This window comes from Allomuricauda sp. NFXS6 (genome assembly GCF_040148835.1).
In the GTDB taxonomy this organism is placed as follows: Bacteria; Bacteroidota; Bacteroidia; order Flavobacteriales; family Flavobacteriaceae; genus Flagellimonas.
The window spans coordinates 473,971-497,159 of record NZ_JAGEMG010000002.1 but is presented as its reverse complement, the minus strand read 5'-3'; the positions used below and the strand labels follow the sequence as shown (position 1 = coordinate 497,159).

Annotated in this window: 22 protein-coding genes; 14 read left to right on the top strand and 8 right to left on the bottom strand. The window is 41.1% G+C overall.

Annotation, left to right across the window (positions count from 1 at the left end; genetic code table 11):
- Positions 1–218: 218 nt before the first annotated feature.
- The 4 genes from J4E06_RS05450 to J4E06_RS05435 all read right to left on the bottom strand — a co-directional run bounded on the left by J4E06_RS05450 (position 219) and on the right by J4E06_RS05435 (position 2,731).
- Positions 219–776, bottom strand: a complete 558-nt coding sequence (locus J4E06_RS05450; protein ID WP_349523022.1) for a hypothetical protein — start codon at positions 774–776, stop codon at positions 219–221.
- Between the two features lie 141 nt (positions 777–917).
- Positions 918–1,634 (bottom strand): lipoyl(octanoyl) transferase LipB, encoded by a 717-nt coding sequence (lipB, locus tag J4E06_RS05445; protein ID WP_349523021.1) that lies wholly within the window; start codon positions 1,632–1,634, stop codon positions 918–920.
- 32 nt (positions 1,635–1,666) lie between these two features.
- Entirely contained in the window at positions 1,667–2,404 is a 738-nt protein-coding gene (locus tag J4E06_RS05440; RefSeq protein ID WP_349523020.1) for a hypothetical protein, read from the bottom strand.
- 171 nt (positions 2,405–2,575) lie between these two features.
- Positions 2,576–2,731, bottom strand: a complete 156-nt coding sequence (locus J4E06_RS05435) for a YqaE/Pmp3 family membrane protein (RefSeq protein WP_090291467.1) — start codon at positions 2,729–2,731, stop codon at positions 2,576–2,578.
- A gap of 93 nt (positions 2,732–2,824) precedes the next feature.
- Here J4E06_RS05435 and J4E06_RS05430 point away from each other — a divergent pair, with 93 nt between their 5' ends.
- From J4E06_RS05430 to J4E06_RS05410, 5 genes are all read left to right on the top strand, one after another.
- Positions 2,825–3,865, top strand: coding sequence for a response regulator transcription factor (locus tag J4E06_RS05430; protein ID WP_349523019.1), 1,041 nt, complete (start codon positions 2,825–2,827; stop codon positions 3,863–3,865).
- A gap of 126 nt (positions 3,866–3,991) precedes the next feature.
- Entirely contained in the window at positions 3,992–4,507 is a 516-nt protein-coding gene (locus tag J4E06_RS05425; RefSeq protein WP_349523018.1) for a thioredoxin family protein, read from the top strand.
- A gap of 65 nt (positions 4,508–4,572) precedes the next feature.
- On the top strand, positions 4,573–6,264 hold the full coding sequence (lysS, locus tag J4E06_RS05420) for a lysine--tRNA ligase (RefSeq protein ID WP_349523017.1): 1,692 nt from the start codon (positions 4,573–4,575) through the stop codon (positions 6,262–6,264).
- A gap of 39 nt (positions 6,265–6,303) precedes the next feature.
- A complete protein-coding gene (locus J4E06_RS05415) occupies positions 6,304–6,681 on the top strand; it encodes a VOC family protein (RefSeq protein ID WP_349523016.1) in 378 nt (125 codons plus the stop codon).
- Between the two features lie 43 nt (positions 6,682–6,724).
- Positions 6,725–8,155 (top strand): SLC13 family permease, encoded by a 1,431-nt coding sequence (locus J4E06_RS05410; RefSeq protein WP_349523015.1) that lies wholly within the window; start codon positions 6,725–6,727, stop codon positions 8,153–8,155.
- A gap of 437 nt (positions 8,156–8,592) precedes the next feature.
- Here J4E06_RS05410 and J4E06_RS05405 read toward each other — a convergent pair whose 3' ends face one another.
- On the bottom strand, positions 8,593–9,315 hold the full coding sequence (locus J4E06_RS05405; protein ID WP_349523014.1) for a hypothetical protein: 723 nt from the start codon (positions 9,313–9,315) through the stop codon (positions 8,593–8,595).
- A 266-nt stretch (positions 9,316–9,581) separates the two neighbouring features.
- Between J4E06_RS05405 and J4E06_RS05400 the strand changes: the two genes are divergently transcribed.
- The 9 genes from J4E06_RS05400 to J4E06_RS05360 all read left to right on the top strand — a co-directional run bounded on the left by J4E06_RS05400 (position 9,582) and on the right by J4E06_RS05360 (position 19,587).
- Positions 9,582–12,083 carry a zinc-dependent metalloprotease gene (locus J4E06_RS05400; protein WP_349523013.1) on the top strand — a complete coding sequence of 834 codons (2,502 nt, stop codon included), beginning with the start codon at positions 9,582–9,584 and terminating at the stop codon, positions 12,081–12,083.
- A gap of 161 nt (positions 12,084–12,244) precedes the next feature.
- Entirely contained in the window at positions 12,245–12,436 is a 192-nt protein-coding gene (locus J4E06_RS05395; RefSeq protein ID WP_349523012.1) for a hypothetical protein, read from the top strand.
- A 107-nt stretch (positions 12,437–12,543) separates the two neighbouring features.
- Complete coding sequence (locus tag J4E06_RS05390; protein WP_349523011.1) at positions 12,544–12,996, top strand: DUF4890 domain-containing protein; 453 nt, start codon at positions 12,544–12,546, stop codon at positions 12,994–12,996.
- A gap of 232 nt (positions 12,997–13,228) precedes the next feature.
- Positions 13,229–13,828 carry a transcriptional regulator gene (locus tag J4E06_RS05385; RefSeq protein WP_349523010.1) on the top strand — a complete coding sequence of 200 codons (600 nt, stop codon included), beginning with the start codon at positions 13,229–13,231 and terminating at the stop codon, positions 13,826–13,828.
- Positions 13,825–14,556, top strand: coding sequence for a DUF3307 domain-containing protein (locus J4E06_RS05380; RefSeq protein ID WP_349523009.1), 732 nt, complete (start codon positions 13,825–13,827; stop codon positions 14,554–14,556). The genes J4E06_RS05385 and J4E06_RS05380 overlap by 4 nt, the downstream gene beginning before the upstream one ends.
- Positions 14,557–14,905: 349 nt before the next feature.
- Positions 14,906–15,292, top strand: a complete 387-nt coding sequence (locus J4E06_RS05375; protein ID WP_349523008.1) for an arsenate reductase family protein — start codon at positions 14,906–14,908, stop codon at positions 15,290–15,292.
- 48 nt (positions 15,293–15,340) lie between these two features.
- The gene (locus tag J4E06_RS05370) at positions 15,341–16,879 is read left to right on the top strand and encodes an AsmA family protein (RefSeq protein WP_349523007.1); all 1,539 of its coding nucleotides are present in this window, start codon (positions 15,341–15,343) and stop codon (positions 16,877–16,879) included.
- Between the two features lie 427 nt (positions 16,880–17,306).
- Entirely contained in the window at positions 17,307–18,278 is a 972-nt protein-coding gene (locus tag J4E06_RS05365; protein WP_349523006.1) for a hypothetical protein, read from the top strand.
- A gap of 136 nt (positions 18,279–18,414) precedes the next feature.
- Positions 18,415–19,587 carry an ATP-binding protein gene (locus J4E06_RS05360; protein WP_349523005.1) on the top strand — a complete coding sequence of 391 codons (1,173 nt, stop codon included), beginning with the start codon at positions 18,415–18,417 and terminating at the stop codon, positions 19,585–19,587.
- Between the two features lie 159 nt (positions 19,588–19,746).
- On the opposite strand, the gene hemL is transcribed toward J4E06_RS05360, so the two are convergent.
- The 3 genes from hemL to J4E06_RS05345 all read right to left on the bottom strand — a co-directional run bounded on the left by hemL (position 19,747) and on the right by J4E06_RS05345 (position 23,177).
- On the bottom strand, positions 19,747–21,024 hold the full coding sequence (hemL, locus tag J4E06_RS05355) for a glutamate-1-semialdehyde 2,1-aminomutase (RefSeq protein ID WP_349523004.1): 1,278 nt from the start codon (positions 21,022–21,024) through the stop codon (positions 19,747–19,749).
- A 402-nt stretch (positions 21,025–21,426) separates the two neighbouring features.
- Positions 21,427–22,275 (bottom strand): glucosaminidase domain-containing protein, encoded by an 849-nt coding sequence (locus J4E06_RS05350; protein ID WP_349523003.1) that lies wholly within the window; start codon positions 22,273–22,275, stop codon positions 21,427–21,429.
- On the bottom strand, positions 22,272–23,177 hold the full coding sequence (locus tag J4E06_RS05345; RefSeq protein WP_349523002.1) for a 1-aminocyclopropane-1-carboxylate deaminase/D-cysteine desulfhydrase: 906 nt from the start codon (positions 23,175–23,177) through the stop codon (positions 22,272–22,274). Before J4E06_RS05345 ends, J4E06_RS05350 begins: the two co-directional genes overlap by 4 nt.
- Positions 23,178–23,189: the final 12 nt, after the last annotated feature.

The following is a 23,189-nucleotide window of genomic DNA, read 5'->3' as shown; positions in this document are numbered from 1 at the left end:
TGGCACAAGAATAAATAGGAAGCATTAACACTGAAATAAGCACTTACGCATCCGTATTTCTATTAATAGTTAGGGATATTGCACTTATCGGTTAGTCTAAACCTATGTAGCGATACATTAGATGAAAGCTTTAAGGTTAGGACTAATTGAGTTGCAATATAAAGATTCTATAAAAAAGTAGGAGTGGAGCTATTTGGTTTAGGCATTGTTATCTGCTTTTATTTTATTTCTGATTTGCTAAAACTTATTATTTCATCGACAAGCTCAATTAATACTTGCAATCGCATATGAATATCTTGCCCATCTACATTAAGTTCAAGTGTTTCTTTCTTATAGGTTATTGGCAAGTGCTTTTTATCCTTTTTATGAAATCTCCATTTAAAGTCATGCGACATTGAGTTTACAATTAGTCTGGTGAATTGATACCAACTCTTTGACTCCATTTCTTCAAGTTGATTTGTGTCTGAACAGTAGGATTGAGCTAGTCTAAAGACTTCTTTGAGTAAGTTTCTTGTCAGAGCCCTATTTGCGTTTCTTTTAGTTTCAACTAGTGCTTTTTCACCTAAACTATTCACTTCGTTGACAAAGGAATCAAATGTCAATTTTCCTTCGGGTAGAATAGTCGCAAGTTCCTTTAAATTATTCGTTCCTTTATGGCAGTTTTTAATAAACTCATGCAAACATATCTGTCCGAAAATATCGTAGATAGCTGCATATCGTAGACTTAAAAGACTACCTGATAATTCTTGAGCTGATTTAATATTTCCTAATGCCATTTTAATTGCAGATAACGTTTAAAGATATGATTCGTTTTTAAATGAATTATATCGACCGATAAGTGAAATTAGTATTTTTCTGGTTAAAATTCCACCAGAAATTGACGAATGGTGCTTTTGACTTAACGAATAAAGAGATAGCTAAACCCCTGCCTTTTCCTTGATCAACTCCGCCTCAAAAAGCGTAGTAAAATGTTTCAGCAATTTTTCCTTTACGGTTGACATATCCACTTCCTTTTGGCCCAGCTCCACATTTAGGGAGGTAACCGCTTTGTCCTTGATGCCACAGGGAATCATCATATCAAAATAACCCAAATCCGTGTTTACGTTAAGGGCAAAGCCATGCATGGTTACCCAGCGGCTGGCACGTACGCCCATGGCGCAAATTTTTCGGGCAAAGGGAGTGCCCACATCCAGCCAAACACCCGTTTCTCCTTCGGAGCGCTCTCCTTTTAGGCCGTATTCGGCCAAGGTGAGAATCACCATCTCTTCCAAAAAACGAAGGTATTTGTGAATATCGGTAAAGAAATTGTCCAAATCCAGAATGGGATAGCCCACCACTTGTCCCGGGCCATGGTAGGTAATATCGCCCCCACGGTTTATTTTATAAAAAGTTGCTCCCTTTTCTGCCAGCTTTTTTTCATCCACCAACAAATTGTTCATATCACCACTCTTCCCCAGGGTGTACACATGGGGGTGCTCTACGAACAAAAAATGGTTGGGCGTTTCAAGACCTGCATCTTCCCGTCGGTTGCGGACTTTGGTATCCACAATATCCTTGAAAAGCGCTTCTTGGTAATCCCAAGTTTCCTTATAATCCTTGAATCCTAAATCCTGTAGGGCAACTTTCTTGTTCATACCGCAAAGATACGAAGCTCTCTAATGGAAAACTACTTCTCCAATTCCACTTCCAAATCCAGTACAGACGGGTTCTTCATCAAGTCCAGGAAATTGACCTCATAAATCAAGGTTTTTCCATCCTGGCTAAAAGTAGCTTCCTTTGCTGTTGTTGACTTGATTTTTTTCGGAAAGTGGTATTTGAGTGTATACGTAGACCCTGAAAGAAACATTTCCGATCCCTGCAAGCTGTCCAATTGTTGCTCAAACAACTCTTGGTCCACAATCTTGGCGGTACGGGTAAACTTATTTTTCTTGAATGTATAATTCACCTCCGTTGGTTGTTCGGCGGGTTTCATTTGTCCTTGCTGGGGATTCGCCTTACCTCCAATGGAACTGGCGTCTTGAAAGGCACTGAAAGCATCGTTCACTTCGTTTACATTTTTAAACTCGCTGAACAAATTAAACTTCATCACCTTTTTTTCAGGGTCCATCACCATACGCATGTTAAAAGGTTCCAACTTTTTTAACTTCTCTTGTTCTTCCTTTGGCAATTGAGCAATACTGTCCTTTTTCTCTTCCAAAAAATCCTTAAAAGAGATGATGGAATCAATAGGTTCCTCGTTGGTCTTGGTCAGTTCATCACCCGCCATATCCATCATTTCGGAACCATCAAAATTAATGGACAACTTTCCGGAACCATCTTCTTGTAAATGGATTTCCTCGGTAAAATTACAGGAAGCCGCCACAATGATCAGTGCGGCAACCAGTGCGTATTGAATTTTTTTCATGATTTGCCTCTTAATGGTTAGTATTTGTACTATTTGTCTTGATTCAAAGTATCTTATTAAAATCAAAAGTACCACAATCAACCAATATCTAAAACGACAAGAACGTATTTTGAACAATTGACCCCAAGTTTGCACTCCTCAGTAAAGAGACGGTACAACGGGTCGATACATTTAATTGGGATTGTTTAGAATGACCAAAGCGGCGATTACACCCGGCACCCACCCGCACAGGGTTAATAAAAAAACGATAAGAATAGAGCCACACCCCTTGCCTATTACGGACAATGGGGGGAATAGAATAGCAAGTAAAACTCTCCAGAAACTCATTGATTATATGATTTGATTGATGATACTTATAGGTAGCAAAAAAGCGTGTTTTGTTACAAAAAACTACTATTTTTAACCAAAATCGATTGAAAAATGCGGTTTTTCGTCCTCATCCTACTTTTAATCAACTCATCTGTCCTTTTCGGGCAATACCACTTTTCCGGGGAAGTTTCTCAAGAAAATGCTGGCAACGCCATTTATTTATCATTGGTAGAGGACTACCGTAAATCTTCACGCGTGTACCTTGACCAAATTGTTCAGAAATCGGAAGTGGATTCTTTGGGCCATTTTTATTTTGAAGGAAATAATCTCAACGAGCAAAACCGAATTTATCGCATCCACTTGGATGGATGTTCGGACAATACCGGAGCCAATCACTTTTTGGGCCAATGCAACAACAGTAAAAATGTACTCTTTATCGCCAATAACAAAGACACTTTAGAGTTCCCCACCTCTTTTGAAGACCAATCGCTTTGCACTATTAACTCTACCAATCCAAAATCGGGCCTGCTTTTGGAAATTGAAGGCTTAAAAGAACATATGGCCTATGATTTTGCGGACTACCCGAGTGAAGCCAACAAAAAATTGAATCTGGCGAAATGGTTCCGTACGCTACATACTTTTGGAAAGGAAGCCAATGAACCACTGGCAGAACTGTACATTTATGATTTTTTATCGGATAAACGGAACGAAACTTTTCGGTTTTATTTGGAAGACTTAACAACCACCGATTATTATGAAAACCTGTCCGAAAGATTGACAACAAGCTATCCCGAAGCTGAATTCACACAGCAATACCATGCTGAAATAACCACGGACAAAGAATTGGCCAGTTTTAACAAGCCCAAATCATCCAAATGGAACAGGACCATCCTTGCACTTTTGGCTGTTTCGCTATTGGGCAATGTCTTATTCTTTCTTGGCAAGAAAAAAAAGAACACTTCTCAATTGCTTGAAAAACTGACACCACAAGAGCAAAAAATCGTCAACCTGATGCTGGAAAACAAGACGAACAAAGAGATTGCTTCAGAACTTTTTGTGAGCGTAAGCACCATAAAAACACATATCAATAATTTGTATAAAAAATTGGATGTTTCTTCTCGCGAAGAGATGGCAGTTCGCTTCAAAAAATAAATTTCAACCCCCGGTCTAGTCCTGATTTCCAACGCACAAAAATTCGTTCGGCTATTGATTTTGGTGAATTTGGCCATCAAACCATAAATCAAAGAAATTATGAAACAAGTTTTAACTGCATGACTTATGCTATGCATTGTTGGTGTTTCGGCACAAGAATTCAACAAGGAAATTACCACCGAAAACGGACTTCAATTCTTAGTGGGCCAAATTAATCTGGAAGGCTTACAATCACAACCCTACAGGAATTGGTTCCAAAATAGGTACAACAACTACCATCCGGACGACACCATGGTTTTGCTATTCAAAGAAAAACTGTCAGACTACAACATCAAACTGTTTTTGGGCACCTGGTGCGGAGACAGCAAACGGGAAAGTCCCAGATTCATCAAAATATTGGAAGCCGCAGATTTTCCGATGGAGCAGTTGGAAATCATCGCCCTGGATTATCGCAAAGGACATTATAAAACCAGTCCCACTGGAGAAGAAAAGGGCTTGAACATCATAAAAGTGCCCACCATTATCTTTTTAAAAGATGGAAAAGAAGTCAACCGAATCGTGGAAAGTCCCCTGGAAACTTTAGAGCAAGACATCGCCCAAATTGTATTTAAAAAGGACTATGTACCCAATTATGCATATTAAGTTTGGCCAACGCTAAGGATTTAAAGCGCAAAAGTGTAATTTTGCGCTTTAAATTTTTACAGATTATGCAACTATCGGAACAAGAGATCGTTCGAAGGGAAAAATTGACCAAACTCAGGGAAATGGGCATCAACCCATATCCCGCAGCATTGTATCCTGTTGATGCCACTTCCAAGAGCATCAAGAATGATTTTGAAGAAGGAAAAAAGGTTGTGATTTCCGGTAGATTGATGTCACGTAGAATTCAAGGAAAAGCTTCTTTTGCGGAACTTCAAGACAGCGAAGGACGTATCCAAGTCTACTTTAACCGTGATGAAATTTGTCCAGATGATGACAAAACCTTGTACAACGATGTATACAAAAAGCTGTTGGACATTGGGGATATCATAGGTATTGAAGGGGAACTTTTCACCACTCAAGTTGGTGAAAAAACTGTGATGGTGAAAAACTTTTCACTTTTGAGCAAAAGTTTAAAACCGTTGCCACTACCAAAGGTAGATGACGAGGGAAAAGTATACGATGCTTTCAACGACCCAGAGCTACGGTACCGTCAGCGGTACGTGGATTTGGTAGTGAACCCGCACGTAAAGGACACCTTTATAAAAAGAACAAAAATCACCAACAGTATCCGTGAGTTTTATAATCAAAAAGGATATTTGGAGGTTGAGACCCCTATTTTGCAACCTATTCCAGGAGGAGCAGCGGCACGTCCGTTCTTAACGCACCACAATGCATTGAACATTCCGTTGTACCTGCGCATTGCCAACGAACTATATTTAAAAAGATTGATTGTTGGCGGGTTTGACGGTGTCTATGAATTTTCCAAAGACTTTAGGAATGAAGGAATGGACCGCACCCACAATCCAGAGTTTACCGTAATGGAACTTTATGTAGCCTACAAGGACTATAACTGGATGATGGATACCACCGAAAAACTATTGGAAAAAGTGGCCATTGATGCAACAGGAAGCTCCAAAGTGAAAGTAGGGGATCACGAAATTGAGTTTAAAGCGCCGTACCCAAGGGTTCCCATTTTGGAAGCCATAAAAATTCATACGGGTTACGATGTGGCGGAAATGGATGAAGACGAACTTCGCGATGTGGCCAAGAAATTGGATATTGAAGTGGATGAGACCATGGGTGTCGGCAAATTGATCGATGAGATTTTTGGGGAAAAATGTGAGCACCACTATATCCAGCCGACTTTTATCATCGATTATCCGAAGGAAATGAGTCCGTTGACCAAAGAGCACCGCACCAACCCAAGACTTACCGAGCGTTTTGAGTTGATGGTGAACGGAAAGGAATTGGCCAATGCCTACTCCGAGCTCAACGACCCTATTGATCAGCGTGAGCGTTTTGAAGATCAGCTCAAGCTTTCTGAAAAAGGGGATGATGAAGCGATGTTTATTGATCAAGATTTTTTGCGTGCCTTGGAATATGGTATGCCTCCAACCTCTGGTATCGGTATCGGAATTGACCGTTTGGTGATGCTGATGACCAACAATTCCTCCATCCAAGAAGTATTGTTCTTCCCGCAAATGCGACCAGAGAAAAAGCAGGTGGAGCTTACCGAAGAGGAAAAAGTTGTTTTGGATATTCTTAAACCACAAGTAGAAATGCCATTGACCAATCTAAAAGAAAAAGCAGGTTTGAGCAACAAAAAATGGGACAAGAGTACCAAAAGTTTGGCCAAGCACGGACTTATTAAAGTAGAAAAAACAGAAGATGCTTTGCTTGTAAAGTATACAGGTTGATTTTTATTATCTTGTTGAAAACCAATAATTTTCAACAAAATGAATACGATTGCTTTTTTCGAGATCCAGTCCACCAACCCCAAACGGGAGGTTGATTTTTACCATGCCATATTTGGTTGGGCAGCCATTTTGGACGAATCAGCGCCCATAGAGCTATACCGATTGGAAACGGATGGCATTCAGGGGGCCATACTAAAAAGACCCGTGGACAATCCACCGACCCATCAAGGCACCAACGCCTTTACATGCTCCATCCAAGTTCCTGACTTTGATGCAACTGAAAAGGCCATCATTAAAAACGGTGGACACGTGGCGATGCCAAAATTTGCGGTTCCCGGTAAATGTTGGCAAGGGTACTTTTTGGATGCCGACCATAATGTTTTTGGCATTTTTGAGGTCGATGAAAATGCGAAATAGTATTTTTTTAAGTTTCAATTAAAAATCCTAGCTTAGAACCCCAATGGAGCTAAGCAAAAAAATTGGGTTGGTCCTCGGGCCGGTTGCGTTTCTTGTATTAAACCTGTTGCCTTTTGAAATGGTATCCGAAAAAGGAGACCCTGTGATTTCAATAGCTGCCTGGATGCTCATTTGGTGGATTACCGAAGCGGTCTCTATTTCCGTTACCGCACTCCTCCCCTTGCTTTTGTTGCCCCTTTTAAAAGTATTGCCCATTGCAGAAGTTGGAGCCAATTATGGCAGCCCCATTGTATTTCTCTTCTTCGGTGGATTTGTAATGGCACTGGCACTTGAAAAGGTCAATCTCCACCGTAGAATTGCACTGAATATCATCAGGCTTACGGGAACCACACCGAACAAAGTGATCTTAGGTTTTATGATTGCCACGGCCACCTTGAGCATGTGGATCAGCAATACGGCCAGTACAGTGGTTATGCTGCCCATTGCGATTTCCGTTATCAATCTGTTGATCAATGATGAAGATGGGTTTACCAAAAATGACCAAAATTTTGCTTTGAGTGTTATGCTCGGAATTGCTTTTTCGGCCAATGCCGGAGGAATAGCTACGGTTATAGGTACCCCGCCAAACTCCGTATTAATCGGATTGCTGGAAAACGAATACAACACCGAAATTTCCTTTTTAAAATGGATGACCATTGGATTGCCTTTCTCCATCATTATGGTGGGCATTTGTTATTTGGTCCTGGTCAAATGGATGTTCCCCAACCGCGACCTAAAGTTTACCGCATCAAAAAGTGTAATTCAGCAGGAACTGAAAAAATTGGGGCCTACCTCTGGTAAGGAAAAGATGGTATTGATCATTTTTGGAATAACCGTTTTTCTATGGATTTTCAGGACCTTGATCAACAATGTCTTTCCGAATTTAGGGTTGACGGACACCATGATCAGTATTTTCGCCGCTGTGGCTCTGTTTGCCATTCCGTACAACATTAAAAAAGGGGATTTTATCATCACTTGGAAAGACACCTCCAAATTGGCTTGGGGAATCCTAATCTTGTTCGGGGGAGGGCTTGCCCTCGCCCAAGGGATGTCCACAAGCGGTATTGTTGATTTGGTTGCCAATGGTATTGCTCAAAGCGAGATCAGTATTTTGTTCACTGCTGCCCTTTTGATATTCCTGATGTTATTTATGACCGAATTGATGAGCAACGTCGCCTTGGTGGCTGTTTTGGCGCCGGTGGTGGCAGGTATTGCCATTGGCCTTGACATCCCTATGCTTCATTTGTTGATTCCGGTTACCATTGCCAGTAGTTGCGCTTTTATGCTGCCCATGGCCACGCCGCCCAACGCCATTGTATTTGCGAGCGGCTATGTAAAAATTCCACAAATGGCACGTGTTGGCGTTATCTTGAACCTTATTGCGGTTTGTTTGCTCATATTGGTGTTTCAGTTTGTGATCCCGCTATTGTTTTAAATCAAAAATGCCCCTCCGGGCGGAGGGGCATTTTTACAAACTAACTAACTCAAAAAAATGTAAGAAACTAACTTAACCAACGCTACTTGCTTTTTTTTTTAGCAAGCGAAGCGTAACTCTTTGTTAGGTACAAAGTTATAACCCTTTTATGTGAAATATATTGTAATTAGTTTTTTGTTAACGCTACGATTGGCACTGAGTGATAATTCGTTTTGTGATACAACTATCAAAAATGTGATAAAATCACATAAAAACCTTCAAATCGATGCATAATCTACACTTCAAAAAGCGTTTTCATGAAAATTCCATCGAGAAAAACCTCATGTTATTTTTTTGTTAACCAGCAACTTATAGGTTTTTCTTAACAAACAAAAAGCCCTCTCGCGAGGGCTTTTACTAACTAACTAAATAATTTGTAAAATGAAAACTTAAACATTTTACTGATTGACCCTTTCATAAGGATCAAAATCTTCTGGGAGATACTTGGAAGTATCAAAACCCAGGTCAATTTCTTCAACTTCCATATAGTTTACAGAAGTGATGGCGATCACATCGGTGTAAGCATCAAAACCTTTTGGCAATAAATACCTACTGTTAATACCCAATTCAAGTTCAACCTCATTTTCTACATAAGGAATAGCTTTTAAATCAACATAAACCTCGTAGGGAGAAAAATCTTCTGGCAAATAGTCCTTGGTGTCAAATCCAAGATCCATATCCTCCTCTTCCATGTAATTGATGGAATGTACATCCACTACATCCGTGTAGGGATCAAAATTTTCCGGCAAATACTTTTGGGCATTAAAGCCTAATGAAAGTTCAACGTTGTTTTCGAGGTATATGATGGAATTCAAATCAAAATAGCGTTCGTAAGGGTTGAAACCTTCTGGAAGGTAATCAGCCGTGTCAAAACCCAAATCAATTTCAGGTTCATCCTCTATATACACTACTTCGTTTAAATTCAAATCATAAGATGCATAATCTGCCGTCTCTGATGTTGAATCGTTTAACGCTGCACCGAGGTTCAATGTGGTTAAACTGTTTTCTAAACTACCAGGTGTCTCGGTTTGCACTTCGACGACCTTGGTTTTTTGTTGGTCGTTTGCTATGGCGGTACTACTTAATAATACACTTCCATAAATTAATAATAACTTGTTCATTTTTTGATTGAATTTTATGATTGATGTTATGCCTATATGACTGATCAAAACCAAAAACGTTACAGTCTTTAGGATTTTTTTACGAAAATTGAATACCCGTTGAGCCCAGCTATACGGGGCGATTCACTCCAAACCATCAGTAAAACGCAGGACTCCCAACGGTTAGGACATTCCGTTAAAAAAATGGCCGTTAATATTTATTTAACAGTTTGTTCTGTCGAATTTTAGGTTCTTTGAATCTTCTTAGTTATTCAAACAAACCTATAATGATCAAAAAATTACTTTCTCGACTGCTTATAGTCGTTATTTTAACGGGTGGATTCCAAACTGCGGAGGCCCAACTTTTCAAAAAGAAGAAAAAAGAAACCGAGCAAAAAAAGGACGACAAGTCCAAACCTGGGGATATTAAACCTTATGATAAAGTCATCACCGAGGATGCGGAAACGGATGAAGGCCTTTTTAGCGTGCATACCGTAGACGACAAACATTATTACGAAATTCCCGATTCCTTATTCAACCGCGAAATGCTGATGGTGAGCCGAATCTCCAAAACCGCTACCGGCATTGGTTTTGGTGGTGGAAAAATCAATACCCAAGTGCTGCGTTGGGAGAAAAAGGACAAAAAAGTATTGGTCCGTGTAGCATCTTACGAAAATGTGGCAGCGGATTCTTTGCCGGTTCACGAAGCGGTGGTCAACTCCAACTTTGAACCCGTGCTTTTCGCTTTCGACATTAAGGCCATCAACAAAAAAGATTCCCTCAACCCAGCTACGGTCATAGAAATAGATCCGCTGTTCACCAAGGATGTAAAAGCCCTTGGTTTTCCCAACGGTTATAGAAAAAGGTTCAAGGTCACTCGTATGGATGGAGATCGCAGCTATATCGAATCCATTAAAAGTTACCCTTTAAATATTGAGGCGCGCCATGTAAAAACCTATTTATCCAGCGAGCCCCCAAGTAATTCCAGTCTTGGTTCCATTTCTTTGGAAATCAACAACTCTATGATCCTATTGCCCAAAGAACCGATGAAACGTCGCTATTTTGATCAACGCGTTGGTTGGTTTGCCCGTGGACAAGTGGATTATGGTCTTGATGCCCAAGAAAGTAAAACCGTGACTTACTTGGACCGATGGAGGCTCGAAGTAAAAGACGAGGATATTGAAAAATACAAAGCCGGCGAATTGGTAGAGCCCAAAAAACCGATTGTGTATTATGTGGACCGCGCCACACCCGAAGAATGGGTTCCGTACATTAAACAAGGTATTGAAGATTGGCAAGTAGCTTTTGAAGCTGCTGGTTTCAAAAACGCCATCATCGCCAAGGACCCTCCTTCACCCGAAGAAGATCCGGACTGGTCCCCAGAAGATGTTAGGTATTCCGTGGTACGTTACTTGGCCTCACCAATCCCTAATGCCAACGGCCCACACGTAAGCGACCCCAGGAGTGGTGAAATTCTGGAATCCGACATTAACTGGTACCACAATGTAATGAGTTTATTGCGCAACTGGTATTTTGTACAAACGGCAGCTATTAACCCAGAAGCCCAAAAGACACAGTTCAAAGAAGAAATCATGGGCAGGCTAATACGCTTTGTATCATCCCACGAAGTGGGCCACACCCTTGGATTGCCACACAATATGGGAAGTAGCGTTGCTTATCCGGTGGATTCTTTGCGTTCCGCCAGTTTCACCAAAAAATATGGTACGGCACCATCCATTATGGACTATGCACGTTTCAACTATGTGGCACAACCAGGGGATGAAGGCGTTGCCTTGATGCCCAATATCGGTATTTACGACAAATATGCCATCAAATGGGGATACAAGCCTATTTTGGACAAAACAGCGAAAGAAGAAAAACCCATATTGAATGATTGGATTTTGGAGCATGCCGGAGACCCCATGTACCGTTTTGGTCACCAACAAGTGGGCGATATCCACGACCCGAGCTCACAAACCGAGGATTTAGGGGATGATGCCATCAAAGCCAGTTTGTACGGTATTGAAAATTTAAAACGTATTGTTCCCAAGTTGATGGAGTGGACCACAGAAGAGGGCGAGAATTATGATGATCTTGAAACCATGTACGGACAGGTAGTCGCTCAGTTTAGAAGGTATATGGGTCATGTGTCCAACAACATTGGTGGGGTTTACGAATATCACAAAACCGCAGATCAAGAAGGCGCCGTTTACACCCACGTAAGCAAGGAGCATCAAAAAAATGCAATGAACTTTATGCAAGAGCAGCTTTTTGAGACCCCAGAGTGGTTGATCGATAAAGATATTTTCAACAAAATTGAATATTCTGGTTCCGTGGAGCGTATCCGCGCCACCCAAGAACGCTATTTGAACACCATGTTGCAACTGGGCAAATTGGCGCGAATCATTGAAAATGAAACCCTTAACGGGGATGAAGCCTATGGTTTGGTAGAAATGATGCGCGACCTTCGCAGCGGTATCTGGTCCGAAACGCGAAGCGGCAATACCATCGATACCTACCGAAGAAACCTTCAAAAGGCACACATTGACCGCTTGGAATATTTGATGACCGCCGATAGTCAAGGTAAACAGCCCGACTTTGGAGGATATAGAAAATCAACCCCCATCAATACCAGTCAATCGGATATTCGCTCAGTGGCTCGAGCAGAACTCAACAATCTTAAAAGAGATATCAGAAGCGGTTTGGGTAGAATTTCCGATACTATGAGCCGTTATCATTTGCAAGATGCTTTGGAGCGCATAGACCTTATTTTGGAGCCTGTCAAGTAAGCATCTTTTATGGATTTATAAAAATCATCAAGGTGTGGTCGATACGTTCATCGATCACACCTTGTTTTTTTCCTCATACACATCTTTAAAAAGTCATTTCACAACATATCGCTGAGAATCCAAATGGGAATCATTACTTTAGTAATCCCAAATCTCACATCATGAACTACAAAACAAAAAGCTTAGTCTACTTTATCTGTTTCGTGGCAGCCTCCACACTTTATTATGTTGTAGACCAACACGACGAATTCCAAGATCATCTAAATTCCAAAACGTACGTTGAGACCCAATTCGAAGATGCCGACGACTACATAGATGATTCCAAAGAAGATTTGGACCAAGAACTCAAGTAATTCCCTAAAACATTTTTTATTGTTAAAAGCTTCATAAACTATGTTGCAATGGTTAAACCTTTGGATGTAGTTGCTGTCCAAGGAACAAATCATTAAAGTTTAAACCTATGAAGCAAATAGCAGTAGTAATGGTTATGCTAATAAGTATTGGTATAACCGCCCAAAGACATGATGGCAAAAGTATGCGCAAAGGTCCTAACATGGACATGTCCGCCGAAGAGATGGCCACCTTGCAAACAAAACGTATGACCTTGGCGTTGGATTTGACCGAGGCCCAACAGGATAGAATTTATGACATCCATTTGGAAAACGCAACGTTCAGAAAAGAGAAATGGAACGAGATCAAAGCATTGAAAGAAAGTGGGAAATGGGAAAAACCTACATCCGAAGAACGATTTGAAATGGAAAATACGCGTTTGGACCGTCAAATCGCAATGCAGGAAAAAATGAAGAATATACTGAACGAAGATCAGTACGAGACTTGGAAAAAGTTCTCCAATCGCAAAAAATCTATGCATCATGGCAAGAAAAAAATGCAGGAGAGAGGGAGAAGAGGATAGTGTTTTTTGTTGATTTAAGAAGCCGCGCCTGCCATGGTCGCGGTTTCTTTTTTTTTGGACATTGGCCAGTATCCCGTTTTACAGGCTTTTTTTGATGATAGTATTGGTTATCTGTCATATTACCGATATATTTGATTATCTGCCATTTTACAGATATTTAAAATTATCTGCTAATTAACGGATATTTAAGATTATCTATCTTTAAAAAGATATGCATCAAAATAAACCAATTATGATTGCCATACTTACCGGCGACATCAAAAATTCCTCCGAACACAAGGCCAGTAAATGGTTGCCCATCTTGAAGGAGGCGCTGACCCATTATGGCAAGGAGCCCAAAGATTGGGAAATTTACCGCGGCGACAGTTTTCAGTTGCAGACCACGCCAGAAAATGCATTGAAAGCAGCAATCCAAATAAAAGCCAGTATCAAACAAATCCGCCATTTGGATGTTCGGATAGCCATAGGGCTGGGGGAGAAAAACTACGACGCCCCAAAAATTACCGAATCCAATGGTCCAGCTTTTGTAAACTCCGGGGAATGTTTTGAGCAGCTCAAAAAACTGAACTTGGCCATCAAAACGGCTAACAAGAAATTTGACGTGCAAATCAACCTATTGCTGGAACTGGCCCTTTTGACCATGGACAATTGGACACCCGCAATTTCCAAAACGGTAAAATGTGCCTTGGAAAACCCAAAAATGAATCAAAAAGAACTCGCATCCTTGCTCAACAAATCACAAGGGAACATTAGTGAGGAATTGAACAAGGCAGGATTTGACGAAGTCCAAAAAATGATCCATTTTTACAAAACCCAACTCACCCAACTATGACGCTTTTAGCCCTAAAATTGATATTGGCCCATTTTATTGGGGACTTTGTGCTCCAACCAGGCCATTGGGTTGAGGATAAATTGGAAAAAAAGGCGAAATCGAAATACCTATATTTTCATATCGGCGTGCATTTACTGATGCTCTTGATTATACTACAATTTCAATATGTGGGTGCTATTGCTTTTATCGTCATTACGCACTTCCTCTTTGATTTGGGAAAACTGTACTTGACCAATCCCAAAAACTACCGTTGGCTTTTTGTGGCAGACCAAATACTGCATCTTCTGGTATTGGGCGGAGTGGTGTACTGGATTGCACCATTTCCATTGGACTTTACCGAACTATGTACAGAAAGCACCCTCCTCTTCATTACTTTTTTGGTATTTGTCACCTACGTATCCGGGATAATTATGCGCATGTTATTGGCTCCTTATATTGATGAGGTGGCCAAGAGTGACGAGCCTGGAGAGGGCGGTTCCCTTAAAAATGCAGGCACCTACATTGGTATGTTGGAAAGGCTCTTTGTATTTGGCTTTATTTTGATGCAACAATGGGCCGCCATTGGCTTATTGATCGCTGCAAAATCCGTGTTCCGTTTTGGGGACCTCAACAAGAGCAAAAACCGAAAGCTAACGGAGTACGTCTTGATCGGAACGCTCTTAAGTTTTGGACTGGCCATGCTATCGGGCATGTGCTACCAATATCTGGCCGACCTGCTTACCTCCTAAAAAAACCGTCCCAAAGGGACGGCTTTCTCCGAATAAAAATCTATTGCACTTAAACACAACTTGTACTTGTGCCCTGTTCAGCATCGTAACATAGGCTTACAAAAATAGTTAAAAATCATTATTTAGATTTATTTTAAATTGTTTAACTTTATAGAGCAATGTATTAGATGTGTATAGCTGTACACCATCTTTTGCCCGTTGTATTCAATTGAGTTAGTTTAAGTGAAAGCGGGATAAACGTCCCGCTTTTTTTGTACGCTATTAAGACACTAAAAAAATGGTTTGCGTTAAGTCCAATAATCAAAAAATTGTTACTTTATAAAGACCTATTTAATAAATGAAGGACGACATGGGAGTAATAGCAACAAACAACAGGGAAGTAAAACTATTCTATAACGCCGAAACCAACAAAGGCATGCAGACCTTGGCCTATCTAAAATCTTCCAAGAAAAAAGTGTTGGACATAGACCTGTCCAAGACCAAGGTAACAGGCACCCAATGGACCGAACTGGCCAAACTGCTGGGCAAGCCCATAAAAGACCTGATCAATACGGAGCATCCGGATTTTATGACCAAATACGGTAAGAATCCCGATTTATACGATGATGAGGATTGGCTCAAAGTGATGGAGAACAACCCAAAGGTCGTAACACAACCCATTTTGGTGAATGGCGATCAGGCCGTTCAAATTGATACACCCTCGGAAGTAATGCGATTTTTGGAGGAAGAAGATTGAATTCTAGCTCATCCGCGAAAATAACCTACCAAAATCTTTAAAACCCATATGCCGAAAAACAACAAGTCCCGAATCTTAAAAATAGGAGGTGGATTACTCCTACTCTTTATCTTAGCAGGGGTGGCGGCACAACTATTGTTCACTAAAAAAGTAAAAAAAGCACTCAGCGAGCAAGTGCCCAAAGAAATCAACCTCACGTATTCGGAGGTGAGCACCAACGTGTTTTTGGGGAAAATCAGCCTTACCGATATAAACGCCAGCTCCCCGGACGGCCAAATCAATTTTGAGGCGAAATCCGTTACCATTTCGGGATTACGCTATCTGCCCTTGCTTCAACATGGCGACATCGCCCTTGGTGACATTACTTTGGAATCTCCAAAGCTTGTCCAACATCAAAAAGAAAAAGATACCACAGCAAAAAAAGACAACAAAGCACCCTCAAAAAAGTACAGCGTGGACAAGGTTAGCATCCAAAATGGAGGCTATTTTATGCTAAACCAAACATTGGACAGTGTGGCTACCTTGGTCAACGTTGATTTCAGTCTTTCCGATATCCATTTTGACAAAGAAACCGCAACAGCAAACATTCCCTTCACCTATGGTGATTACCGGCTCAACACCGGAAAAGGCCGTTACGCGTTGAGTGCGTTGGAGTTTATTGCGTTTGAACAAATGCAGTTGACCCCGGAGGTTGCTGGATGGCAGCACTTCCTGTTGCGCACCAAATACAGCAAAGCCGAGCTTTCCCGCAGAATCACGGTGGAGCACGACCACTACGACTTGAGCATTGACGAAATCAACCTGAAACATTGGGATGTTGGCTTTGAAAACGAACTGCCCCATCTCCATTTGAAAGAATTGCAATTGCAAACCCCCATTTTCCATGTGTACCGCGATAAACTGTTGCCCGACGATACCACACACAAAAAACTGTACAATCAGGCGCTTCGCGACCTTAAAATGGACCTTCAGGTGGACAGCATACAGATTTCGGAAGGACTCATTACCTACAAAGAGCGTTTGGAAGCGGACATAGACCCCGAGCAGCTGAGCTTTGCGGACATCGAGGCGACCATCAAGAACCTGCACACCAAAGGTGAGGGCAAAGTAAACATCGACATCAATGCCAAACTGATGGACAACGGGCCATTTACCCTGGATTGGTCCTTTGACCCCCAAAACCAGGCCAATACTTTTTTGGTGCAGGGTGCACTCTCCAATTTTCAGTCGGAAAGTATCAATCCTTTTTTAAAGACCAACCTCAATGCCGAGGTGAAAGGCACCATACAGCAAATGTATTTTACGATCAGTGGCAACGAGCTGGAGTCGCAGGGCGACATGAAGATGAAATACGACGATTTTGAGTTCACGGTGCTCAAAAAAGATGGTTTGGGCGTTAACAAAATACTGACCGCCGTGGTGAACCTGTTTACCAAAAACGGTGAGAAAACCGATAAAGATGGCTTTCGGCACGGCAATTTTAAAGTGGAGCGCAAGCAGGACAAGTCCTTTTTCAACTATTTATGGATCAACCTCCAAGAAGGTTTGGTGGATACCATGACCGGACGCGGCAAAAAACGGGATTGAGTTTGGAGTTTGGAGTTTGGAGTTTGGAGTTTGGAGTTTGGAGTTTGGAGTTTGGAGTTTGGAGTTTGGAGTTTGGAGTTTGGAGTTTGGAAAGCAAGCTTATTTTACGGAGAAAAGCCCATTTTCAATTTTTAATTTTCAACTTCCACCCCACCCTTGACCGTATTGTAAATTGGTCATTGTTAACTGCTCATTGTTAATTGATAATTGTCAACTGTTCATTGCAAATTGTAGATTTCCCCTAGTTTTTTTAAGGTTTTTCCGTAATGCTGTTAATTTGAAAATTAGTAGTTTGCGAATCTCCCCCATTTTCCCCTGAACTTTACAGCACATTATGCTTTCGGTTATATCCAATATGGGTGTTTATGCATATTTAAACAGGTTGTGTAACATTTCCCAGAATGAATTGAATTGTAACAAAATAAGAATGTCAACAAAATTAAACGAGATTCAGAAAAGACGTTTAAAAAGTCTAAAACCTCAATTCGAAAATGCTATAAGAGATAAAGACTTTAATAATGCAAAAATTATAATGCGTGATATTCAAAACGTTTTAAATCTGAATAATCATAAAACCTTATTAGCAAAATATAAAAATTGGTTGTTTGAACTAGCTTTAGATTTAGAAAAATATGAATATGCAAAAAATGGTTTTATAAGTAATCGGACAATTACAAATAAAAATACTAGAATACATCTAGAATCTACTGCTCTCTTGGCAATAACCTATTTAAGACTAGAGGATATTGATAAAGCCAAACCTTATATCCAAGAAGTACTTCAAAATAAAAATGTTATAAAAACAGATAGAACTAGAAAAATTTTTAATGAAAAAATTATAGAAAGATTTGATGAAGAAATTGCTCTTTCGAGCATAAGGGAAAAAAATAAAACTTCTTACGATTTAGATGAAATTGAAAACGAAATTGCAATGTTGGTTTCATCAAAAACAGAAGATGAAATATTTAAACTCATTGGAAAAAGTTTGCCTTCTCAAACAAAATATTTACTCTTTGAGGTTGATAATTTCGCAAAAAATCAGTTGTCTTCAGCCGAAAGGAAATTACTCCCATCTTCAGAAGAAATCATTAAAGACGAAAAAGCTGGAAAAACAGTTTTCAAATCTTTAAAAAGAGTACTTTATAATTCTATTTGTGATTCAAATAGTCAAGTATTTAAAATCTGGAATGAAAAAATTACTGGAGCCGTATTTGACACCAAATATTTGATTTCCGCTATAACGCTGTCACTTGCACATATCAATATCGGGATTAAAGCTCTAATAATTTCAGCTTCTGCACTCATTATAAGATTTGGATTGGATTTTTATTGCGAACACTTTAAGCCGATTGGAATAATGGAAACACGAAAAATAAATAAAAACGATACCCAACTTTGACTATAAGTAATTGCTTGTTCTCGCCTACTTCTGAAAATCCTTGCGGGTTTTCAGTTTGGCCTGTACTTGCAAAGTTAATCGCTAACCCACGCAACTACTCATAGCCGAGACCGTTAGGGTAAATTAAAACCAATATATGACAAAAGAAGAAAAAACATTTATACTAAAGCAGGTGTTCTCACCAACTTCACCAATAAAACAAAAAGATTTTTTCTATGGCAGAATTAATCAACTTAATAAGGTAGCTGATGCAATAAACGAAGAAGGTCAGCACGCAATTCTTTATGGTGACAGAGGTGTTGGAAAAACATCACTAGCCAACATAATGGCAACTTCTTATACAAATTTATATCCTATTAAAGTAACTTGTAACAGGCAAGACAATTTTCGAACACTTTGGGAAAATGCTTTGGATAGTGTTCAATTCTCAAGAAAAACTGACGGCATAGGTTTTAATCCTCAACAAGCGGAAGAAATTGTTAGAATTGGCAATCAATTAAGAGGTATTAAAAATGTTCGCCCCAATCATATAGTACAAATTTTAAATTCCCTTCCCGCAGGAAAACTCTTGTTCATTTTTGATGAATTTGATAATATTTCTACTCAAAAAGCTCGGTCATCATTTGCTGATTTAATTAAATCAATGTCGGATAACAATACAAATTCAACGATTGTTCTTGTAGGAATATCTGACAGTATTGAAAATTTAATTGGTAACCATCAATCTTTAGAGCGTTGTCTTAAACAAGTGAAAATGCCAAAAATGAAAGATGAGGAATGTGAAGAAATTATTGTCAACGGTTTAAATAGATTAGAAATTGGAATTGACGATAAGGTTAAAGAAAAAATAATCGAATTTTCATCAGGATTCCCTCATTATGTTCACTTATTGTGTAAATACGGAGCTAAAGAAATTATTGAAAACGAAAAAAGAATTTTTTCGGAAGCCTATTTGGGGATTGCAATAAGATTAGGAATTGAAAACACTTCCGAACAATTAAGAATTTCATACAGAAAAGCAATACTTACATCAAATAGTAGTTCTAAATGGAGGGATTTATTATTTGCTTGCGCGATTGTGAAAATTGACGAATTTAACGCATTTACTATAAGTGATGTTGTAAAAATATATAATAAAATATCAGGTCGTAATGTGAAAAATAATAGTATTACTTACAATTTAAACCAACTTGTTACTGAAAATCGCGGTGAGGTTTTAGTTAAATTAGGAAAAGGAATGAGTACTCGCTATATGTTTAAAAACCCAATGATGAGAGCATTTGTTAAACTGAAAATAAATGCTGAATAATAATGTGCTCTAACAATGTAACCTCAAATATGGCGGATTCGACTAAAATTCTCCTATCCATTTCGAAGTCATTTCGAACCGACAGCAAGGAGCGTGAGAAATCCCAAGCAAGAACAGGTCTAACAGATCTCAGTCGCTACGCTTCTTCAAAACGGCAGCTTAAAACACCTTCCCCACCGCCTCAATCGTCCTATCCAAATCAGCATAGCTGAGGGCATCGTTTAAAAAGTAGCTTTCAAAAGCAGAGGGCGGTAAGTACACCCCGTTCTCCAACATCCCGTGGAAATATTTCTTAAAGGTATCGTTGTTGCCTTTCGCCGAGCTGGCAAAATCCACCACGGGCTCGTCTGTAAAGTGCACGGAGATCATACTGCCATACCGGTTAATCTGGTGGGTCACGCCTTTTTTGGTCAGCACCATGGCAATGCCCTTGTGGAGATACTCTGTTTTTTCGGCCAAGCTGGTAAAAATTTCAGGCTGGTCGTTCAAGGCGGTGAGCATCGCCAGTCCGGCACTCATTGCCAAAGGGTTGCCGCTCAAGGTGCCCGCTTGGTACACGGGCCCTTCGGGTGCCAAATGCGCCATGATCTCCGCTCGGGCCGCAAACGCCCCTACGGGCAGTCCGCCCCCGATCACTTTTCCGAACATCACAATATCGGCATCAATGCCCAAGGCTTCCTGTGCGCCTCCTTTGCCCAAACGAAAGCCAGTCATAACCTCATCAAACAACAACAATATGCCCTCTTGGGTGCAGATGTCGCGCAAGCCTTTAATAAATTCATCTTTGGGGATAATGCAACCCATGTTCCCCGCTACGGGTTCCAAAATAATGGCGGCAATTTCGCCCTTGTTGGCTTCCACCAAGGCTTTTACCCCTTCCAAATCATTGTAATCCGCCAACAGGGTGTCCTTGGCCGTGCCCTGTGTTACCCCGGGGCTGTTGGGGCTGCCAAAAGTAACGGCTCCACTCCCCGCTTGTATCAAAAAAGAGTCGGAATGGCCGTGGTAGCAACCCGCAAATTTAATGATCTTTTCCTTGCCCGTGTACCCGCGCGCGAGGCGAACGGCACTCATACAGGCTTCGGTTCCGCTATTCACAAAACGGATTTTGTCAATGTTCGGCACCATGGACACCGCCAATTTGGCGATTTCGGTCTCAATTTCGGTGGGCGTTCCAAAGGAAGTTCCTTTTTTGGCCTTGTCCACCACCGCATCGATCACCGGTTGGTATGCATGTCCCAAAATTAGCGGCCCCCACGAAGCAATGTAGTCGATGAGCTGGTTGCCGTCTTCATCGTACAAGTAGGCACCTTTGGCCTCCTTGATAAAAATAGGGTCACCCCCTACCGCATTAAACGCTCGTACGGGCGAGTTTACGCCTCCGGGGATGTATTTTTTGGCCTCTGCGAACAAGGCGCTGCTTCGTTGGTAGATCATATATACGCTATGTCATTCCCGCACTTCGGCTATGCTCAGCATAAATTCCGGCAGGAATCTATTTTATTATTTCCTTTCGTCATGCTGAATTTAGTTCAGCATCTCATTGTTTTAGACAAAACAGGACCCTTCGACTCCGCTCAGGGTCCTATTTTATGAGAACCTGAAACGAGTTCAGGTTGACATACGTGTCGCAAAGGTAATGAGGATCATTCGTTTTGGGAAATGGAAAATCGTGAAGCAGCCCGGTTTGCTGTAAAAAACAAGTTGCGTCAATTCGAATGATCCACTTTAGTGGATTGTATCGAGAATCGGCAACGGTGAATCAGTTCTCGATACATCTTGACCTTTGGTCAAGCCACTCGAACTGACCAGTTGCCCTATGCATCATTATGGCTAAACCTACTGCGCCACTCGAATATTGAGCACTTGCCCAATGGAAATAACATTATCGTTGAGATTGTTGAGGCGTCGAATCTCATCCACCGAAATGTCGTAGCGCTTGGAAATACCGTAGAGTGTATCGCCTTTTTCCACCCTATGCGTAAAAACCTCGTACTGTCGCGGTTCGCGTACCGTGGACAACCCATTTTCCACCACTGCTTCGTCATATTCGTGCAAATCGTAACGCTCGATGATGGCGATCAATTTTTGCGGGTATTTGCGGTCGGTGGCATAGCCGGCTTGTCGCAAACCGTGCGCCCATCTTTTGTAATCGTCCCGTTTTAAGTTGAACAAAAAGGCATAGCGCGAGCGCGTGGACAGAAAAATACTGTGGTCGCGGAAGGAGTACATCGGGTGGTTGTATTTGCGGAAACATTCGCCTTTGGCGTCATCATCATGAAAATCGAACTCTCCCTCCCAACCTGTATGGCATTTAATCCCAAAATGATTGTTGGTTTTTAAGGTCAGCTCTCCCTTGCCCGAGCCACTCTCCAAAATACCCTGCGCCAAGGTGATACTGGCCGGTATGCCAAAGGCACGCATCTCGTACTGGGCAACCTCGGCAAAGGTTTCGATGTAGTCTTGGGTGTCCGAAATGGGAAAGCGTTCAAAACGTCCCCTATCTTCGGGCATGGGATACAAATCCCGAACCTCTTCCGTTTCCATATCGCTGGTAGTCCTTGAAGTCGGTCTTTCCGTGTTTACCACTACGGGCGCACCTTTTTTGTGGGTCGACCTTCTTTTTTTGGCGCCACAGCTAGTGAGTAAAAGCGCCGCAATCAATACATATATTATTCGCCTGATCATACGTCCAATAACGGTAAATTTTTCTCTTTCAATATAAGGTTCATTCCCTGTATGCCCTGTAATCCTCCCGTATGGATGGCCAAAATTTGGCTTCCCGGTGAAAAAACATCCCTTTTTACAAGTTCAAAAATACCAAAAAGCATTTTTCCCGTGTATATGGGGTCTAAGGGTATACCTGTTTCATTTTTAAAGAGGTTGATGAAATCAATCAGCTGCTGGTCCACTTTGGCGTAACCTCCAAAATGATAATCGGTTACGAGTTGCCAACGCTGATTTTGAGCAAAGGTACGAATCTCCTCGATTAGAAAATTACCTTTCAGCGCAGGGAACCCCAATACGGTTTGATGGGGCCGTGATGCATTGATGAGTCCTGCCACGGTGCCACCTGTACCGACCGCGCTGCAGATGTAATCAAAAGTTGCATCATCTTCGGTCAAGATTTCTGTACAGCCCTTAACGGCCAATTCATTGGTGCCGCCTTCGGGCAAGAGGTAAAAATCACCAAACTGTGATTTCAAATTTTTAAGAAAAGAAAGTTCATTTTTGAGACGGTAATCGCTTCGGGATACAAAATGGAATTGCATACCGTGTTCGTGCGCCATGTTCAGGGTCGGATTGTTTTGCCACTTATCTTCCAGCTCTTCACCGCGGATTAGCCCAATGGTTTTCAGCCCTTGCTCTTGCCCTGCATAGGCCGTGGCCGCAATATGGTTGGAAAAAGCCCCACCAAAGGTGAGCAGGGTGTCTTTGCCCTGTTTTTTGGCTTCAAGCAAGTTGTATTTGAGTTTGCGGTATTTGTTCCCAGAAACGAACGGATGAATGGTATCTTCCCGTTTTAGATATAGCGTGATTCCCTTTTCTCGCAGCAGGGGTATATCAATATGTTGATTTGTAGTAATCAAATTGTTGATTTA

What these genes read in the sequence shown, in the direction of transcription:
- J4E06_RS05450 (WP_349523022.1), bottom strand. Translation starts at nt 776, where the DNA reads ATGGCATTAGGAAATATTAAATCAGCTCAAGAATTATCAGGTAGTCTT.
- lipB (WP_349523021.1), bottom strand. Translation starts at nt 1,634, where the DNA reads ATGAACAAGAAAGTTGCCCTACAGGATTTAGGATTCAAGGATTATAAG.
- J4E06_RS05440 (WP_349523020.1), bottom strand. Translation starts at nt 2,404, where the DNA reads ATGAAAAAAATTCAATACGCACTGGTTGCCGCACTGATCATTGTGGCG.
- J4E06_RS05435 (WP_090291467.1), bottom strand. Translation starts at nt 2,731, where the DNA reads ATGAGTTTCTGGAGAGTTTTACTTGCTATTCTATTCCCCCCATTGTCC.
- J4E06_RS05430 (WP_349523019.1), top strand. Translation starts at nt 2,825, where the DNA reads ATGCGGTTTTTCGTCCTCATCCTACTTTTAATCAACTCATCTGTCCTT.
- J4E06_RS05425 (WP_349523018.1), top strand. Translation starts at nt 3,992, where the DNA reads ATGCTATGCATTGTTGGTGTTTCGGCACAAGAATTCAACAAGGAAATT.
- lysS (WP_349523017.1), top strand. Translation starts at nt 4,573, where the DNA reads ATGCAACTATCGGAACAAGAGATCGTTCGAAGGGAAAAATTGACCAAA.
- J4E06_RS05415 (WP_349523016.1), top strand. Translation starts at nt 6,304, where the DNA reads ATGAATACGATTGCTTTTTTCGAGATCCAGTCCACCAACCCCAAACGG.
- J4E06_RS05410 (WP_349523015.1), top strand. Translation starts at nt 6,725, where the DNA reads ATGGAGCTAAGCAAAAAAATTGGGTTGGTCCTCGGGCCGGTTGCGTTT.
- J4E06_RS05405 (WP_349523014.1), bottom strand. Translation starts at nt 9,315, where the DNA reads ATGAACAAGTTATTATTAATTTATGGAAGTGTATTATTAAGTAGTACC.
- J4E06_RS05400 (WP_349523013.1), top strand. Translation starts at nt 9,582, where the DNA reads ATGATCAAAAAATTACTTTCTCGACTGCTTATAGTCGTTATTTTAACG.
- J4E06_RS05395 (WP_349523012.1), top strand. Translation starts at nt 12,245, where the DNA reads ATGAACTACAAAACAAAAAGCTTAGTCTACTTTATCTGTTTCGTGGCA.
- J4E06_RS05390 (WP_349523011.1), top strand. Translation starts at nt 12,544, where the DNA reads ATGAAGCAAATAGCAGTAGTAATGGTTATGCTAATAAGTATTGGTATA.
- J4E06_RS05385 (WP_349523010.1), top strand. Translation starts at nt 13,229, where the DNA reads ATGATTGCCATACTTACCGGCGACATCAAAAATTCCTCCGAACACAAG.
- J4E06_RS05380 (WP_349523009.1), top strand. Translation starts at nt 13,825, where the DNA reads ATGACGCTTTTAGCCCTAAAATTGATATTGGCCCATTTTATTGGGGAC.
- J4E06_RS05375 (WP_349523008.1), top strand. Translation starts at nt 14,906, where the DNA reads ATGGGAGTAATAGCAACAAACAACAGGGAAGTAAAACTATTCTATAAC.
- J4E06_RS05370 (WP_349523007.1), top strand. Translation starts at nt 15,341, where the DNA reads ATGCCGAAAAACAACAAGTCCCGAATCTTAAAAATAGGAGGTGGATTA.
- J4E06_RS05365 (WP_349523006.1), top strand. Translation starts at nt 17,307, where the DNA reads ATGTCAACAAAATTAAACGAGATTCAGAAAAGACGTTTAAAAAGTCTA.
- J4E06_RS05360 (WP_349523005.1), top strand. Translation starts at nt 18,415, where the DNA reads ATGACAAAAGAAGAAAAAACATTTATACTAAAGCAGGTGTTCTCACCA.
- hemL (WP_349523004.1), bottom strand. Translation starts at nt 21,024, where the DNA reads ATGATCTACCAACGAAGCAGCGCCTTGTTCGCAGAGGCCAAAAAATAC.
- J4E06_RS05350 (WP_349523003.1), bottom strand. Translation starts at nt 22,275, where the DNA reads ATGATCAGGCGAATAATATATGTATTGATTGCGGCGCTTTTACTCACT.